15 protein-coding genes and 1 tRNA gene are annotated in these 16051 nt (G+C 41.2%); 10 read left to right on the plus strand and 6 right to left on the minus strand.

The window, feature by feature from the left end:
* Nucleotides 1-37 precede the first annotated feature (37 nt).
* Complete coding sequence (locus EDC17_RS05180) at nucleotides 38-1084, minus strand: 3-oxoacyl-ACP synthase III family protein (protein WP_132777085.1); 1047 nt, start codon at nucleotides 1082-1084, stop codon at nucleotides 38-40.
* 85 nt (nucleotides 1085-1169) lie between these two features.
* On the opposite strand from EDC17_RS05180, the gene EDC17_RS05185 reads away from it, so the two are divergent.
* The 4 genes from EDC17_RS05185 to EDC17_RS05200 all read left to right on the plus strand — a co-directional run bounded on the left by EDC17_RS05185 (nucleotide 1170) and on the right by EDC17_RS05200 (nucleotide 6028).
* A complete protein-coding gene (locus EDC17_RS05185) occupies nucleotides 1170-1451 on the plus strand; it encodes an ATP-dependent Clp protease adaptor ClpS (protein ID WP_132777086.1) in 282 nt (93 codons plus the stop codon).
* An 85-nt stretch (nucleotides 1452-1536) separates the two neighbouring features.
* Complete coding sequence (locus tag EDC17_RS05190; RefSeq protein WP_132777087.1) at nucleotides 1537-4023, plus strand: outer membrane beta-barrel family protein; 2487 nt, start codon at nucleotides 1537-1539, stop codon at nucleotides 4021-4023.
* Nucleotides 4024-4094: 71 nt separating this feature from the next.
* Nucleotides 4095-4916 carry a 3-keto-disaccharide hydrolase gene (locus EDC17_RS05195; protein WP_132777088.1) on the plus strand — a complete coding sequence of 274 codons (822 nt, stop codon included), beginning with the start codon at nucleotides 4095-4097 and terminating at the stop codon, nucleotides 4914-4916.
* Nucleotides 4916-6028 (plus strand): SGNH/GDSL hydrolase family protein, encoded by a 1113-nt coding sequence (locus EDC17_RS05200; protein WP_132777089.1) that lies wholly within the window; start codon nucleotides 4916-4918, stop codon nucleotides 6026-6028. Before EDC17_RS05195 ends, EDC17_RS05200 begins: the two co-directional genes overlap by 1 nt.
* Nucleotides 6029-6167: 139 nt before the next feature.
* Here EDC17_RS05200 and EDC17_RS05205 read toward each other — a convergent pair whose 3' ends face one another.
* Nucleotides 6168-6869 (minus strand): YjjG family noncanonical pyrimidine nucleotidase, encoded by a 702-nt coding sequence (locus EDC17_RS05205; RefSeq protein ID WP_132777090.1) that lies wholly within the window; start codon nucleotides 6867-6869, stop codon nucleotides 6168-6170.
* A gap of 119 nt (nucleotides 6870-6988) precedes the next feature.
* Between EDC17_RS05205 and EDC17_RS05210 the strand changes: the two genes are divergently transcribed.
* From EDC17_RS05210 to EDC17_RS05230, 5 genes are all read left to right on the plus strand, one after another.
* Entirely contained in the window at nucleotides 6989-7864 is an 876-nt protein-coding gene (locus EDC17_RS05210) for a sensor histidine kinase (protein ID WP_132777091.1), read from the plus strand.
* A complete protein-coding gene (locus EDC17_RS05215) occupies nucleotides 7854-8564 on the plus strand; it encodes a response regulator transcription factor (RefSeq protein ID WP_132777092.1) in 711 nt (236 codons plus the stop codon). Before EDC17_RS05210 ends, EDC17_RS05215 begins: the two co-directional genes overlap by 11 nt.
* 9 nt (nucleotides 8565-8573) lie before the next feature.
* Nucleotides 8574-9089, plus strand: coding sequence for a hypothetical protein (locus tag EDC17_RS05220; RefSeq protein ID WP_243646052.1), 516 nt, complete (start codon nucleotides 8574-8576; stop codon nucleotides 9087-9089).
* Between the two features lie 7 nt (nucleotides 9090-9096).
* Nucleotides 9097-10134 carry a uroporphyrinogen decarboxylase gene (gene hemE, locus EDC17_RS05225; protein ID WP_262708166.1) on the plus strand — a complete coding sequence of 346 codons (1038 nt, stop codon included), beginning with the start codon at nucleotides 9097-9099 and terminating at the stop codon, nucleotides 10132-10134.
* 91 nt (nucleotides 10135-10225) lie between these two features.
* On the plus strand, nucleotides 10226-10774 hold the full coding sequence (locus tag EDC17_RS05230) for a CopD family protein (RefSeq protein WP_132777094.1): 549 nt from the start codon (nucleotides 10226-10228) through the stop codon (nucleotides 10772-10774).
* Nucleotides 10775-10870: 96 nt separating this feature from the next.
* On the opposite strand, the gene EDC17_RS05235 is transcribed toward EDC17_RS05230, so the two are convergent.
* The 4 genes from EDC17_RS05235 to EDC17_RS05250 form a co-directional block, all read right to left on the minus strand.
* Nucleotides 10871-12304: an NAD-dependent succinate-semialdehyde dehydrogenase gene (locus EDC17_RS05235; protein ID WP_132777095.1), complete on the minus strand. Its 1434-nt coding sequence runs from the start codon at nucleotides 12302-12304 to the stop codon at nucleotides 10871-10873.
* Nucleotides 12305-12378: 74 nt separating this feature from the next.
* On the minus strand, nucleotides 12379-13593 hold the full coding sequence (locus tag EDC17_RS05240; protein WP_132777096.1) for a bifunctional 3,4-dihydroxy-2-butanone-4-phosphate synthase/GTP cyclohydrolase II: 1215 nt from the start codon (nucleotides 13591-13593) through the stop codon (nucleotides 12379-12381).
* Between the two features lie 73 nt (nucleotides 13594-13666).
* Nucleotides 13667-15127 carry an LptF/LptG family permease gene (locus EDC17_RS05245; RefSeq protein WP_132777097.1) on the minus strand — a complete coding sequence of 487 codons (1461 nt, stop codon included), beginning with the start codon at nucleotides 15125-15127 and terminating at the stop codon, nucleotides 13667-13669.
* Between the two features lie 61 nt (nucleotides 15128-15188).
* Nucleotides 15189-15566 (minus strand): START-like domain-containing protein, encoded by a 378-nt coding sequence (locus tag EDC17_RS05250; protein ID WP_132777098.1) that lies wholly within the window; start codon nucleotides 15564-15566, stop codon nucleotides 15189-15191.
* Nucleotides 15567-15804: 238 nt separating this feature from the next.
* Between EDC17_RS05250 and EDC17_RS05255 the strand changes: the two genes are divergently transcribed.
* A tRNA-Met gene (locus tag EDC17_RS05255) sits at nucleotides 15805-15878 on the plus strand.
* The last annotated feature ends 173 nt before the right edge of the window (nucleotides 15879-16051 follow it).

Below are 16051 nucleotides of genomic sequence, written 5' to 3' on the forward strand. Positions count from 1 at the left end.
TCCGAATGACCATTTTTTTAGTCGGTCTTTCGGATTACTACCATCTAATCAAAGCTGAGCCCCAAGTGAAACCAGCGCCAAATGCCGCTAGACAAACAATGTCACCCTCTTTGATTTTGCCGGCTTCCCAAGCTTCGCATAAGGCTATAGGAACAGAAGCTGCCGTGGTATTACCATATTTTTGAATATTGTTAAATACTTTATCATCCGGTAGTCTAAGTGTTTTCTGAACGAATTGAGAGATGCGCAGGTTGGCTTGATGCGGTACTAACAAATCAATATCGGCAGGTGTTAAGCCATTTTTAGTTAATGCTTCACCGATCACCTCCGGAAATTTAGCCACTGCTTTTTTGAATACCGCTTGTCCATCCATGACAGGGAATGCCGTGCCATCTTCCAGCATTTTTGGTGTCATAAGCAGACCGCCCAACTCTTGTTCAGGCCACTCAGGTTGTTCGTCCAGCCAAATGCCGCTTGAAGCACCCGGATAATACATCGCCAGTTTTTCGGCATCTGCACCGTCCGAATGAAGGTGGGTACTCAAAATACCTTTGTTTGGTTCTGTCGTGGGTTGTACTACCACAGCGCCTGCGCCATCGCCAAAGATGACGGATACCGCCCGACCTCTTGTCGAAAAATCCAACGCAAAAGAATGCTTTTCGGATCCTACGACGAGAATATTTTTGTACATGCCGGTTTTGACAAACTGATCGGCAATGGAGAGCGCATATATAAATCCAGAACACTGATTTCGTATATCTAAGGCGCCAATTTCACCCATACCCATTTCACGTTGTAGCAACACAGCACACCCAGGAAAATAATAATCGGGAGATAATGTCGCAAACACAATAAAGTCGATATCTTGAGCCGTGATGCCTGCGCGCTCAATGGCGATTTTGGACGCCTCTACCGCCATTGTCGTCGTCGTTTCGCCGATGCGATCCGCATACCTTCTTTCTTTGATGCCCGTACGTTCTTGGATCCACTCATCGCTGGTGTCCATGAAACGTGTTAAATCATTGTTGGTATATATATTTTTGGGCACATAATATCCTAAACCTGCTATTTTTGATTGATACATAATAAATTTATTTTAATACAATAGGTTATCGCAATAAGATAATCTAAAAATACATTATTTTTGAAAAATAAGCTATTTTTGTACTATGAGTGTTGAGACCGAACAAGAAACCTATACGTTAGAAGAGATTTTAGCAGCTGTCAAAGATAGTAACCGTCTTATTCTTTGGAATGATGACATCAATACTTTTGACCACGTAATATATTGCCTCACGCATCACCTCCAATATACCGAAAATGAAGCCGAGAAGATTGCTTGGACGGTACATAATGAAGGTAAATGTGCGGTTCTAGAGGGTTCCTATACCGAAATGGAAATTTATCGTAAAATACTAAAATCCGAAGGTCTTACAGTCTCCGTCGAATAGTTACTATTTGGTAATAATGCAGTTACGATGTTCGATGTTGATTGAATAATGTACATTTTTGTAGCTTATATTCAATTAAGCTATTATGTACTTGACACGAATCTACCTATTATTGCTGCTACTACCATTTTATTCTTTCGGACAACAAGGAAATTTGAAAGTTCGTATTGTTAATGAATCTTCCAAAGACCCTATCCTCGGTGCTTCCGTAACAGTAGTTACTCCTACATCCAAAGCGCCTATCAAAGGTCGGCAGACGGATAATACTGGTGTGGCACTTATTGAATCCATTCCCGCTGGCTCCTACAGTTTATTGATTACATATGTTGGGATGCTGGATAAGTATTCGGATAATATTCAAATTACCTCCAATCAAACATTAGATCTTGGTACCATTGAGATGACAGAAGCCGGCGAACAGCTGGAAGAAGTAGTCGTGCAGGGTAGAGTATCGGATTTGCAATTGGGTATAGACAAGAAAGTGTTTGACGTCTCGCAGAGTTTAGTGTCTGTTGGGGGCACAGCTCAAGATCTTCTGGGCAATGTACCTACATTGCAAGTGGACGCAGATGGAGCGGTCAGCCTTCGTGGTTCTTCAAGTGTAAAAATTCTTATCGATGGCAAAGAGTCTGCTATGGCAGGTTCGGATGTCAATAAACTATTGCAGTCCTTACCGGCAGATGCAGTGGCCAAAGTGGAGATAATAACAAACCCCTCTGCCAAATATGATGCGGAAGGTCAATCCGGTATTATCAATATCATATTAAAGAAAAATATACGTACCGGCCTGAATGGCAATATCAATGCTTCGGTTGGCAACTACGACAACTATAATGCGGGTCTGGCTTTAAATTATCGTGACAACAAGTTTAACTATTTCGGTAGTTATAATTTCAGATACGGACGCAATATAGGAGATGGTAATACCCGGACAATAGGCCTTATCAATGGACAGCAAGATGCCAATAGCCTAGTGACCGAAACTACCAATGAATCTTTCCGCAAGGGTTTGAATAATTCTTTGCGGTTAGGAATGGACTATTATGCGAATGATAAAACGACGTTGAGTCTAGGTGCTAATGTCAGTATTCGGGACAATAATCGCGGTGAAGATCTTTTTTACAAGTCATACCGTGGTCAGGAGACTCCGATCGTTACACCTCGTACTTCCCGTCAACATGAAGATGACTTCGGTTATGATTTTATCTTTGATTTCAAGCGTACGCTCAAAAGAGAAGGCGAAGAGCTTACAGCGAATGTGACTCATGGTAGCGACCGCGAAGACGGTACCAATGATTATATTCAAGAGAACATAGACTATATCAGCAAGCGATTTAATGAGACGGGTGAGAAGGGACGCAATTGGAATATGCAATTGGATTATGTGTTGCCGTTAGGCGAAAATCACCGTTTCGAAGCGGGATATCGCACGACATTGCGCAACTCCAATGATTTTCAATATTCTGACACCCTATTCAATGCGCAGAACGAAACTTGGATGCCTGACTATGCCGTATCCAATGAGTTTGATATGAAAAGTGGTGTTCATGCCCTATATGCAAATTACCAAAGGATGCTGGGCAAGCGGATAGGTATGCAATTGGGTTTGAGAGCCGAAGATGCTTACCTTGATACCGAGAATAGAAGTGTAGATCCAGACAAGATTGCTACGGATACACATAGGGATGTAGGTAATTTGAGCTATTTTAGAGTTTACCCTAGTGCCTATTTTACTTATGAAGTGAATAGCGAAGGTGATAAAGTACAGTTGTCTTATTCCAGACGTGTACAAAGACCGCGCGGATGGCAGGTGAATCCTTTTGTAAGTCTTTCCGATCCGTTGAATATCAGACAGGGTAATCCAAACTTACTGCCGGAGGATATACATTCGATGGAATTGAGTTTTGCGAAATTCTTCAGCAATTGGAATTTTATCACTACGGCATACATGCGCCGAGTGAATGATATGGTGCAACCGCTACAATTTGATGTGAGCGATCCTATTGCTGCAGCATATTTGGAGGGCAAAGAGAATGCTACATTTATGCGATGGGAAAATGTAGGATCTCGTAATAATGCAGGTTTGGAGTTGATTTCAAAGGTTAATATCTTTAAATGGTGGGACGTAACGGCAAATGCCAATGTATATTATCAGCGTGTAAATCCAAATACCCGTTACAATATTAATAAAGTAGAGAATATCGCATGGGATGGTAACCTGACGAGTAACCTAAAAGTTACACCTTCCTCTTCGGTGCAAATACGTACCAATTATCGTGCGCCGATGAAGACGTTGCAGGGCAGTATGCGATCTATGAATGGTGTGGATCTGGCTCTTCGTCAGGATGTATTGAAAGGCAAGGGTACCGTGATGTTTAATGTACGTGATGTGTTCAATTCGCGCAGATTCGGTGGTGAGACGAATTTACCAACGCGTTACACTGATTTTTATCACCGTTGGTCAAGACGTACTTTTAATGTTTCTTTCTCTTACCGATTTGGTATGCAGGATCTAACTAAAAATAAAAAAGAAGATGACAGCCCAATGGATCAGGGGGATGGCGGCTATTAATTTATCTAGCAACGCGTTGTTATAATGCTGTTATTTTTCTAACTTTAGTTCTAGATTATAAATTTATAAATATGATAAAGCGCATTTTAAAAACCTCTTTACTCTTATCAATTTTTGTGACGGCATCCGCATGCGCACAAACAAAAAAATCAGTCGAAGCAGTGAAAGAAATACCAGGAGTGGAAGAGCTTAAGCTTCCGCGCGTTGATTTGAAGTCAATAAAGAAAAACAAAGACGGAGCCTATATATTATTTGATGGCTCATCGTTGACGGGATGGCGTGGCTACAACAAAGAACATGTCCCTAGCAAATGGGGCATTGAAAATGGAACATTAAAATTTTCGAAAAACCCCAACGTGGATAATCCCGAAGGTGGCGATTTAGTTTTCGCTCATGATTTCAAAAATTTTGAATTGTCTTTCGAATGGAAAATCTCCGAAAAGGGTAATTCAGGTGTTTTCTTTTTAGCCAAAGAAATCAAAGGTCAGCCTATTTATATTTCGAGTCCAGAATTTCAAATCTTGGATAATGATGGTCATCCAGATGCCAAAATGGGCGTGGACGGTAACCGTAAGTCGGCTTCTTTGTATGATATGATACCTGCAAAACCTCAAAATGGCAAACAAGCGGGAGAGTGGAATACTTCTAAAATCGTAGTAAAAGGCAATCAGGTGCAGCATTTCCAAAATGGAGTAATGGTGGTAGAATACAGCATCAATACGCCAGAGTGGACTAATTTGTTGCAAGCTAGTAAGTTTAGCGAATCGAAATGGCCGATGGCGTTTCATTTGCTAAATAACGTAGGTGGTGCTACCAAATCGGGATTGATTGGTTTCCAAGATCACGGTGATGATGTATGGTACCGTAACATTACCGTTAAAGTATTGAAATAATGAATTCTATAATATCCTTATCCAAAGAGAGCTTTCTATGCTCTCTTTTTTGTTTACTAAGCCTGTCGCTATCCTTTGCACAGGGTAAAAAGTATTACAATCCGCTAGCGGAGCAGGCCATTCAAGGCCGCTTGAAAATATTGGACCAAGCAACTGATTATGGACGTTTGCCACAGGCTGTTAAATCCGCTGTACGTGAACCTGTATGGTTTTTGGGGACGAATTCCGCAGGTCAATATGTAGAATTCACGACGGAAGCCGATTCCATTCAGGTGCGATATAAAGTGAAGCATGCATTGAATATGCCGCACATGCCGACCATAGGCGTGAGTGGCGTCGACTTATACGCTAGGAAGGAGAGTTCCTTCGCTTGGGAGTGGGCTTTCGGACAGTATCAGTTCAAAGATACCGTAACGTATAATTTCAATAATATTGGCAGTGACAATAAACGGACGTTTAGACTCTATCTGCCGCTGTATAATACGGTTGATTGGCTGGAAATAGGCATAAGTTCCAATAAGCAATTGCAATTCGTTCGTAAGGACTCCAAACCAATTATTGTGTACGGCACATCGATAGCTCAAGGTGCTTGTGCGAGCAGGCCGGGTTTAGCGTGGACAAATATTTTGGGACGCGATTTCGAAAATGAAGTGATCAATCTCGCTTTTTCGGGAAATGGTAGGCTTGAGAAGCCTCTACTCGACCTCATTGTGGCCGAAGATGCTTCCGCTTTTATTTTGGATTGTATCCCCAATTTAGCGATTACGCGCGAACGCTCCGAAGCGCAGCTAGATTCTTTGATTCGTCATGCAGTAAGTATGCTTCGTACGAAGCATCCAAATACGCCGATCATTTTGGCTGAACATAGCTCCGCTGGTACGCCTGGATTTCAAAATATCCATACCATGTATGAATATGGCAGATCATCTCATGTCGCGGCATCTACCTTTAGACAATTGAAGGAATCGGGTGTGAAGAATCTTTATTTTGTTCCAGCCAAAGCTTTTAGTCTGGACGTCAATTCGACAGTGGATTATGCGCATCCCAATGATATCGGCATGATAAAAATTGCGGACACCTATCGCGATGTTTTGCAAAAAATACTGAAATAACGCTTGCGCTATTTTATGCAGAAGGCAGCAATCTTTTATTAACAAGATGCTGCCTTCTGTTTTTTTCTAATAAAAAAGTCAGAATTATTTCCATAAATCCTGACTTCTCAATACATGTTCAATATAGGTAGGTGTGGGGTTAAAAAATATGCTGCAATTCTTTTAGATCCACGATCATGTGTGGTACATCCGCCGGTTTATCAGCGCCTATGGCATTATAAAATATGGCGTCCATACCTGCATTTAGTGCACCGCGAACATCCGCATCTATATTGTCGCCTATCATAATCGAACTCTCCTTTTGAGCTTGTCCATTGCTAAGGGCATACTCGAAGATTCTTGGATCGGGCTTATTGACACCAAAAATTTCTGATATAACAATCGTTTTAAAATATTTACTTAGGTTACTATGCTTCAACTTCGATTCACAGGCTTCTTTAAAACCATTGGATATCAAATGTAAATTATAGCTATTCTCCAAGTATTCTAAAGTCTCGATGGCATGGGGAAATAGATTTGTCTTAGTCGGACAGATTCGCAAGTACTCATCTTCAAAATCTTTGGGAAACAGCTCAGGATCAACCCCTAATTGTATGAATGTATCGGCAAATCTAAGTTTTCGTAAGGTGGCTTTGTCAATCTTGCCATGATGGTACAAATCCCACACACGGTGATTGTTGATGGTATAAGTCTCAATAAAGTCGTCCGAATTAGGCTTATTAAATAATATATCAAATTTATAGATATAATATAATTCGTGCAAAGTTTCTTTAGCATTACGATCAAAATCCCAAATCGTATGGTCTAAATCGAAGAAAATATCTTTTTTATTCTGAAACATAGACAAAGATATAAAATGTATTTAGATGGAGATAGTGCAGGTTTTTCTTATTTGTGTCATAAAAATTGCAGTATTTTCTATTGCAGGGTGATTTAAGTATTTTTGTTGAAATAAAGGATATGAGAAGAGCCCTGTTTTGGTTTTATGTATTAGCATTTTATGCGATCTGCCAGTTGTTTGCCTGGGGGTATATGTTTATCAAATATGTGCCTGACCGCAAGGGCATGGTGATCGGTGAGGGAATGATTTTTATTCTCATCTTTATTCTGGGTATCATCCGTCTCAAAAATCATTTAGAGAAAGAACGCAACTATTCCCAACAGCAAAATAACTTTTTGCTATCCGTGACGCATGAACTTAAATCACCATTAGCCTCTGTCAAGCTTTACCTGCAGACTATTTTAAAAAGAGACCTGGACCGCGAGCAACAAAAATCATTTTTGTCCAATTCACTGAAGGATATCGAACGTCTCGATTATCTTGTCGAAAATGTGCTATTGGCGACGAAGCTTGAAAACCGCAGTTTTAATTTGCCAAAAGAAGATTTTGATTTTTCTTCATTGGTGAATGATGTCTTAGATCGCCTTCAAAAAAATTCGTGCAAGACAGAAATGATCCGTTCGGAAATCGAACCGAATATCACCTTGCATGCGGATAAATTTGCGATTACCAATGTTGTCAACAACCTGGTGGAGAATGCCATTAAATATTCGCCTCCTTGTGCTACTGTCGAGGTCAAATTGAGCAAACGCGATAATGATTTGCTTTTGACCGTAGCGGATCACGGCGAAGGTATTGCAGATGAAGAAAAAAGACTTATTTTTAATAAATTCTACCGTGTAGGAAATGAATCGACCCGTAAAACTAAAGGAACTGGTTTGGGGTTATATATAGTAAAAACCGTTTTACAAAAACATAATGCTACAATCAAAGTGAAGGATAATGTTCCTTCGGGTAGCATTTTTGAAGTAATTTTTGAAAATTATGCAGGCTAAACAAAGAATACTATTAGTGGAAGACGAGGAGCACTTGTTGGAAGCAATAAAACTTAATCTGGAGTTAGAAGGATACCGTGTGACCACAGCTACGGATGGTAAGAAAGCGCTTAAAGTATTTAAAGAAGAGCGTTTCAACCTTATCATTTTGGATGTGATGATCCCGGAGATTGATGGTTTTCAGGTAGCTGAAACGATCCGTTTGCAAAATACTGAAGTGCCTATTATGTTTTTGACTGCTAAAAATAGCAGCGAAGACCGCATCACTGGTCTTAAAAAAGGTGCTGACGACTATCTGGTGAAACCTTTTAACTTAGAAGAGTTGATTCTTCGTGTTGGTAATTTAATTCGTCGCGGTTTGAAACCCGAAGATCTTAAAGAATTGAACTCTTATACTATTGGTGATAAAACCATTTATTTCAATTCCTTCGAACTGCACCACGCGGACGGTACGATCACTTCATTGACCAAAAAGGAGACGATGTTGCTGAAATTATTGGTCGAGCGTCGCAATGAAGCGGTTTCCAGAGAGCAGATTTTGGAAACAGTATGGAATTATGATGTATATCCATCGACACGTACGATAGATAACTTCATCCTTACTTTCCGTAAATATTTCGAACCGGATCAAAAACACCCTATATATTTTCACTCTATCCGTGGAGTAGGTTACAAATTTACAGACAGTTCAGAAGCATAGTCGGGATTAATGAATACTAGATTTAGATCTATTATAATAGCGCTAGGGGCTATTGCATTGGCTTATTGTGTGGTGTCTGGTTATTATTATGCCTGTGTGTATATTTTGGGACTTATTGGCTACATGGTATGGAGTCAATATCGTGAAGGCACGGTGTTCCTGGCTACCCAAGCTTTTCACAAGCAAGATTACGAACGTACCAAAAAGCTTCTTGCAGAAATAAAAAATCCCGATCACTTGCGTAAGGGGAGAAGGAATTTTTACGAATTCATGCATGGCAATATTGCGTTGAAGGAAAACAACATTGAAGAAGCTGAATATCACTTCCAATTAGCCTCCAGACTTCCTTGGCGCAAAGATTACGAAAAAGCGATGGTATTAATCAACCTTGCCAATATCAACTTGCGCAAAAAGGAATATGAGCGTACAGAAGCGTATCTGGCGGTTGCGGATAAGCTGGCGTTGACCGCGAGACAAAAGGATATAGTAAATAAAATAAAGTCAGAAATAGAAAAATATAAATAATAGCATAGTGAGTACAACTTTACAAAACGATTTGTTTATGAGAGCTGCCTTGTCGCAGCAAACGGAAAGACCTCCAGTATGGTTTATGCGTCAGGCAGGACGTTTTATGCCGGAGTATTGGGAGATTAAAAATAAGTACACCTTTTTAGAAATGTGTAAAACTCCTGAGATTGCGGCGGATGTGACGATGTTGCCAGTCAATTTACTAGGTATTGATGCAGCCATTTTATTTTCGGATATTTTGGTGACAGCTGAGGCAATGGGCGGAGCCCTTTCGTTTGAGCAGGGTGTAGGTCCTCGTTTTGCGAATCCTGTACGCACGTATGATGACGCACAAAAGTTAGCGGGGGCAGAGTGTGTGGACAAATTGCAATATGTTGCGAATGCTATTCGTGAAATCCAACAGCGCTTGAATGGTTCCATTCCTTTGATAGGTTTTGCTGGGGCACCATTTACTATTTTGAGTTATTTGGTAGAAGGTGGATCGACACGTGATTTCAAACGCACGAAATTAATGTTGAACAATGAGCCTGCTTTAGCACACTTGATTCTACAGAAGATTGCGGACTTGACGATTGCCTATTTGAATATGCAAATCGAGGCGGGCGTGAATGCCGTACAATTGTTCGATAGCTGGGCTTCTGCATTATCATGGAATGATTACACCGAGTTTTCGCACAAATACAACAAATATATTCTAGATAACTTGAACCGTACAGTTCCGGTAATCTCTTTTGCCAAAGGTGCTTCTGTATTTGCTCCTTTGATGATTGAGACCAAGCCAGACGTTATTTCTGTAGACTGGAATGCGGATTTGTTGAATTTGAAAAAAACTTTGCCTGAGGGAATCGCCGTGCAAGGTAACTTAGATCCATTCATCATGTATGCCGACAAGCCAGTGATCAAAGCGAAGATTCATGAGCTTTTCGAAAGAATGCGCGGTGAGAAAGGATTTATCTGCAACTTAGGCCACGGTATCTCTCCGGATATGCCATTCGACCATGTGAAGTTTGCGATAGACACCATCAAAGAATTCAGGTATTAATCCTATTATACGACGATAAGGAGCAAAATGAATTGCTCCTTATTTTCTTTAAGCCCTATCTTTACAGAAGAGATAGAATTTTATTTAGAAAATGATTTATTTATACGCTAAGGCAGTTCATATCATTTTTGTGATTTGTTGGATGGCAGGGCTATTCTACATGCCACGTCTTTTTATTTACCATACCGAAGCCAAAGACAAAGGCGTAGAGGCTTATGCTATTTTGCATAAGCAGTTCACTATCATGGAAAATAGATTGTGGTGGGTGATTACCACGCCTGCTATGTATATTACAATTGCCTCGGCACTGGTTATGCTTCATTTCAATCCCGCGCTACTAAGCATGGGATGGATGCAATTCAAGTTGGCTTTTGTGGTAGGTTTGATTTTTTATCATTTCAAGTCGCAGCAAATCATGTATATATTGCGTGACGAAAAGTCCACCTGGACCTCCGGACAACTGCGTATGTGGAATGAAGTGTCTACCATTATTCTTTTTGCAATCGTATTCTTGGTTATCCTAAAGTCTACGCTCAACTGGATTTTTGGCGTATTGGGCTTGCTAGGTTTGGCGATATTGCTGATGGTACTGATCAAACTCTATAAAAAATACCGTCAATCAAAAGGAGAGAAGGTCTAATAGATTGATCCTTTTATGTAGAACAAAAGCGTCTATTCTGTGGAAGAATAGACGCTTTTTTATTTTAAAGGAAATGAATACAAAATAGGCTAATCCTTAGGCTTCGTTGCCGAAGCATAGGTATTTTATTTCCATATATTCATCAAGACCGTAACGAGAGCCTTCGCGCCCAATTCCGGACTGCTTGATTCCACCAAAAGGTGCGGCAGCATTGGAAATAAGCCCTGTATTGATGCCAATCATGCCGGCTTCCAAAGCTTCACCCACACGCTGGCAACGGTGTATATTTTGGCTGTAAAAATAAGCCGCCAATCCGAATGGCGTATCATTGGCTTTTTGGATCGCTTCTTCTTCGCTATGAAATTTGAAAAGCGCGCAAATAGGTCCAAATATTTCTTGGGATTGGATAAGTGCATTATCCGCTACTTCCGTTAGTACCGTAGGAGCGAAGAAGTTGCCCTTGAGCTGCTGACCACCTGTTTGTAGCTTCGCACCTTTCTGAATCGCGTCTTCTACGTGAGCTTGTACTTTTTCTACAGCCTTCGCATTGATTAGCGGTCCGACTTGGCTGCCTTCTTCGAAGCCATCCGCTACTTTCAGATTGCTTACCGCCTCGGTTAATTTCGCGGCAAAGGTTTCATATACGGAATCCTGCACATAAAATCTATTGATAGACACGCAAGTTTGTCCCGCATTTCTAAATTTGCCAGCTACTGCTCCGCGTACAGCTGCGTCTATATCAGCATCATCAAATACAATAAACGGCGCATTGCCTCCCAATTCGAAGGACACACGTTTAATTGTGCTTGCAGCCTGTTCCATCAAGGTTTTGCCCACCTCTGTGGAGCCTGTAAAAGTTATCTTCCGAATAAGCGGGTTGGTTGCTAATTCTTCTCCCAGGCCTTTGCTATCCTTGGAGGTGATGACCGAAAAAACGCCTTTCGGTACCCCTGCCATATCGGCTAATTTTGCTAATGCAAGTGCCGTGAAAGGAGTCTGGGAAGCGGGTTTCAACACCATTGTGCAGCCAGCGACTAGGGCAGGTGCCAACTTGCGCGAAATCATAGCCAACGGGAAATTCCACGGAGTGATGGCTCCAACTACACCCACAGCTTGCTTAATAGTTACTATGCGCATGGTATTGTTCGAGGGAATCGTTTCGCCGTAGGCGCGTTTTCCTTCTTCGGCAAACCATTCGACAAACGCATTTCCATATTCCACTTCACCCAAAGACTCTTTCAGCGGTTTTCCAGACTCCAAAGTCATTATTTCCGCCAGCTCATGTTTATGTGCTTGGGTTAATTCGAACAATCTCCGCACAATGGCGGAGCGCTCGCCCATAGGCCTTTCTTTCCACATTTGCCATGCGCTATGCGCTTCTACTATCGCATTTTTGCAATCCGCAACACCGAGGTCCGGTACTGTGCCGATAGCGGAGTTGGTAGAAGGGTTGATTACTTCGAAGGTGGAATTGCCCTCTACAAATTCACCATTTATATATGCTTTTTGTATAAATAAACTATTCTTCATGGTTGCTCAACATTTGAATCCCTTGTATGGTTTGTGCTAAACTAAAAAAAGAGGATGAATCCTCTTTTTTGTTACTATAAATTTTTCAAGATGGTGTGACCCATTCTATCTCGTTTTGTTTTCAAATATTCTTGATTGTAAGGATTAGGTTGAATCTCGATAGGCACGCTATCCACGATCTCCAGTCCGTAGCCCACCAATCCAGCCCTTTTTGTCGGGTTATTGGACATCAGTCTCATTTTGGTTACGCCCATATAACGCAATATCTGTGCGCCCACGCCGTAATCTCTAAGATCTGCTTTGAAGCCCAGCTGTACATTTGCATCTACAGTGTCTACGCCATCTTCTTGAAGTTTGTAAGCATGTAATTTATTGATCAAGCCGATACCACGACCTTCTTGGTTCATGTACACGATGATACCTTTACCTTCTTGTTCGATCATTTCCATGGCCTTGTGCAATTGTGGTCCACAGTCACAGCGGCATGATCCGAAGATATCACCTGTCACACAGGAGCTATGGACACGTACCAATACGGGTTCATCTTCATTCCATTCGCCTTTGTATATAGCCAAATGCTGCTCACCCGAATTTTTCTGCGTGAAAGCTTTCATCTTAAAGTCTCCGTATTCTGTAGGCATATGTACAGACACTTCCTCTTTGATCAAGGTGTCGTGTTTAAGACGGTATTCGATTAAGTCCTCGATGCTTACAATTTTCAGATTAAAACGTTCGGCTACTTCCATCAAGTCTGGAAGCCTTGCCATCTCGCCATCGTCTTTTAATATTTCGACCAATACACCTGCTGGTTCAAAACCTGCCAAGCGTGCTAAATCTACTGAAGCCTCTGTATGGCCTGTACGTCTAAGTACGCCACCATCCATAGCGATCAGTGGAAAAATATGACCTGGTCTACCCAGTTCTTCGGGCTTAATATTAGGATCGATCAGCGCTTTTATCGTTTTTGAACGGTCTGATGCCGATATACCTGTCGTACAGCCGTATCCTTGTAAATCTACAGAAACGGTGAAATTCGTCTCATAGACCGCCGTATTTTGGCCTACCATAGGGTGTAGGTTCAACTCTTCACAACGTTCGCGGGTAAGAGGGGCACATACGAGACCTCTACCATGTGTGGCCATAAAATTGATCACCTCCGGTGTTGCATTACGAGCAGCAGTCACGAAATCACCTTCGTTTTCTCTGTCTTCATCATCCACCACAATGATTACTTTTCCTGCTCTAATGTCCTCAATAGCTTCTTCTATGGTGTTTAATTTTATATCCATCGATATATATTTATTATTACGCTAAGTAAATTAGATTTTATGATAATAGTATAATGACAACGTCAAATTCGGCTTATGCCTTTAATTTCTTGACTCCGACCCGGTTTTTTATCCAATTCCATATCGACTGCACCTTCATCTTATACTGTGTCGCATCGAATATGGCGGAATCTGTCGTAGACTTGTAGGTCAGGAATGCGGCAAGTGGAGCTAGCACTATAATAGCCATCCACATACCCCAGAATGGCGTGATCACGGCATCTTTAGCTGATTTTTCGGATACGGTAGAAATAATGTGATAAATCAAGAAAAAGATAATAGACATCACCACCGGCGCGCCCAGACCACCTTTGCGGACGATGGCACCCAGCGGTGCACCAATGGCAAATAGTAGCAAACAGGAGACGGCCAACGTAAATTTACGGTGCCACTCCACATCATATTTGATGTCTTTGTCGACTAATTCCTTGTATGTCGCGCCACGGATAAATGAAGCATCCTTGAAAGTCTGCATCGAGCTCATGGCATTGCTGATGACCGATCGACGGCTTTCGACAGGAATATAACTGAGTATATCGCCTGAAGTATCCTTGATTTGGGCTTTCTGCACAGGCCTCATGTTATAATAGTGCGAAGTGAAAAGCACATAGTTTTTCAATTCGGCAATATTAATCTTGGACAAACTATCAATCTGCATGTTTGTAGTGTCCGATTTGAGTCCCAATTGACGCAAGTTCATCATCTGATGGTGCCCTTTGAATAGGCTCTCATCAGTACGCTGCATGTCGAATGCCGACATGTCAAACTTCGTCTCGGTCTCGCGGAAATAAAAACGTGTAAACTGCTGTCTCGGGTCGTAATTGGAAGCACCTTGCTTGCGCGAGTCTTCGTACCGAACACCATTGATCAGTTTCAGAATCAAGAAACTTTGATCGCGCGAGTTGTACATATAGCCTGTGTCCGCCATCAATACGTTGCTGCCCGACGAACCGTTTGTCTGATTGTAGATGGTCAGGTCATACAGTTCTGTTCCGTCCTTGGACTTGTTTTTAGCACGAATGGAATAGTTGGGGATGGAATTGTTGAAAATCCCTGGTTTTATCAAAAAATCCGCTTTTTTCTTTGTTACATCCCACAGGAGCGAACCCATTTTGAGGTTGACTACGGGAAGGGTATAGTCCGAAAATACAAAGGAAGATCCTGCAAAGAAGGCTACCAGCACAAAAAGCGGAGTCATCGCCTTACGCAAGGATACACCGGCCGCTTTGATGGCTACCAGCTCGTAGCTTTCGCCCAGATTCCCGAAAGTCATGATAGACGATAGGAGCATGGACAGCGGCAACGCCATAGACAGCTGCACGGCACATTGGTAGCCTATCAGCTCCAAGATGACATGCCACTCCAGACCTTTACCGATGAGGTCATCAATGTATTTAAACAAAAAAAGCATCAGAAGGACAAACATCACAATACAGAATGTGACGATAAAAGGCCTAATGAATGCTTGTAATATTAAGATGTGTATCTTTTTCATGTAAACAGCACTTATCCGAATATGTTGTTAGAATAAGATCGCTTACAAAGATACGGAATTTTTATGCACCAATAACACTTTGAAGATAGCTAATTGAATTGTCCCAGATTTTTTTTCTTTCTTCTAAATCTTCTTCTTTGACAAAATCCGTGATGGATAGAGAAACGTCGTTAGTCAATTCGTCTTGAACGATTTCCAATTCAAAAAAGTTAGGCTCATCGTCTAGCCATTTGAACTTTACACATTTATTCTCTTTGAATACGGCCACCTTAGCACGGTGAGATTCATTGTCCCAAATGAATTCATAAATCCCGTCGTGGTAATTTACATCGTCAGCAAACCATTGAGTAAGTTCATTCGGTTCGATAAGATAGGGGTATAATATTCGCGGAGAAGAATTAATCATATATTCAAGCTGAACTTTAATTTTTTCTGACATATCTCTGCTTATCTTTTAAGTTTACATATTTAATGATTTCTGTAATAATACATAATTTTATTTTAATTGTATATAGGTTAAACAAAATTTTGTCAAAGAAATAGTTTTATGTGTTATAGGTGATTCATTTATAGTGAATTGTGCGCTTTAGGGCCTGTTATGGTGGATTTGCGGCTTATAAAAAATAAAAAAAAACTTGTAAAGTGAAATGATGTTGCTATATTTGCATCACTGAAACGGCGGGGTAGCTCAGATGGTTAGAGCGCAGGATTCATAACCCTGAGGTCGGCAGTTCGATCCTGCTCCCCGCTACAACTAAACGTATCTCATAATTTGAGGTGCGTTTTTTTGTTTCTTGAAATACTCTCCTGATAGCATAAATCCACTTTTTGTATATTCCGGTGATGTGCACCCAGTCATTCCAGGCATATCCACCCAACATTGGGTTCGTATTTAGTGTTTAAGCATGACAAATTTACTTCTTT

Origin of the sequence: Sphingobacterium alimentarium (assembly GCF_004342685.1) — a bacterium.
In the GTDB taxonomy this organism is placed as follows: domain Bacteria; phylum Bacteroidota; class Bacteroidia; order Sphingobacteriales; family Sphingobacteriaceae; genus Sphingobacterium; species Sphingobacterium alimentarium.

Coding starts and splice junctions, on each gene's coding strand:
- EDC17_RS05195 (WP_132777088.1), top strand. CDS start 4,095: ATGATAAAGCGCATTTTAAAAACCTCTTTACTCTTATCAATTTTTGTG.
- EDC17_RS05200 (WP_132777089.1), top strand. CDS start 4,916: ATGAATTCTATAATATCCTTATCCAAAGAGAGCTTTCTATGCTCTCTT.
- EDC17_RS05205 (WP_132777090.1), bottom strand. CDS start 6,869: ATGTTTCAGAATAAAAAAGATATTTTCTTCGATTTAGACCATACGATT.
- EDC17_RS05240 (WP_132777096.1), bottom strand. CDS start 13,593: ATGGATATAAAATTAAACACCATAGAAGAAGCTATTGAGGACATTAGA.
- EDC17_RS05230 (WP_132777094.1), top strand. CDS start 10,226: ATGATTTATTTATACGCTAAGGCAGTTCATATCATTTTTGTGATTTGT.
- EDC17_RS05250 (WP_132777098.1), bottom strand. CDS start 15,566: ATGTCAGAAAAAATTAAAGTTCAGCTTGAATATATGATTAATTCTTCT.
- EDC17_RS05185 (WP_132777086.1), top strand. CDS start 1,170: ATGAGTGTTGAGACCGAACAAGAAACCTATACGTTAGAAGAGATTTTA.
- EDC17_RS05235 (WP_132777095.1), bottom strand. CDS start 12,304: ATGAAGAATAGTTTATTTATACAAAAAGCATATATAAATGGTGAATTT.
- EDC17_RS05220 (WP_243646052.1), top strand. CDS start 8,574: ATGAATACTAGATTTAGATCTATTATAATAGCGCTAGGGGCTATTGCA.
- EDC17_RS05180 (WP_132777085.1), bottom strand. CDS start 1,084: ATGTATCAATCAAAAATAGCAGGTTTAGGATATTATGTGCCCAAAAAT.
- EDC17_RS05215 (WP_132777092.1), top strand. CDS start 7,854: ATGCAGGCTAAACAAAGAATACTATTAGTGGAAGACGAGGAGCACTTG.
- EDC17_RS05245 (WP_132777097.1), bottom strand. CDS start 15,127: ATGAAAAAGATACACATCTTAATATTACAAGCATTCATTAGGCCTTTT.
- EDC17_RS05190 (WP_132777087.1), top strand. CDS start 1,537: ATGTACTTGACACGAATCTACCTATTATTGCTGCTACTACCATTTTAT.
- EDC17_RS05210 (WP_132777091.1), top strand. CDS start 6,989: ATGAGAAGAGCCCTGTTTTGGTTTTATGTATTAGCATTTTATGCGATC.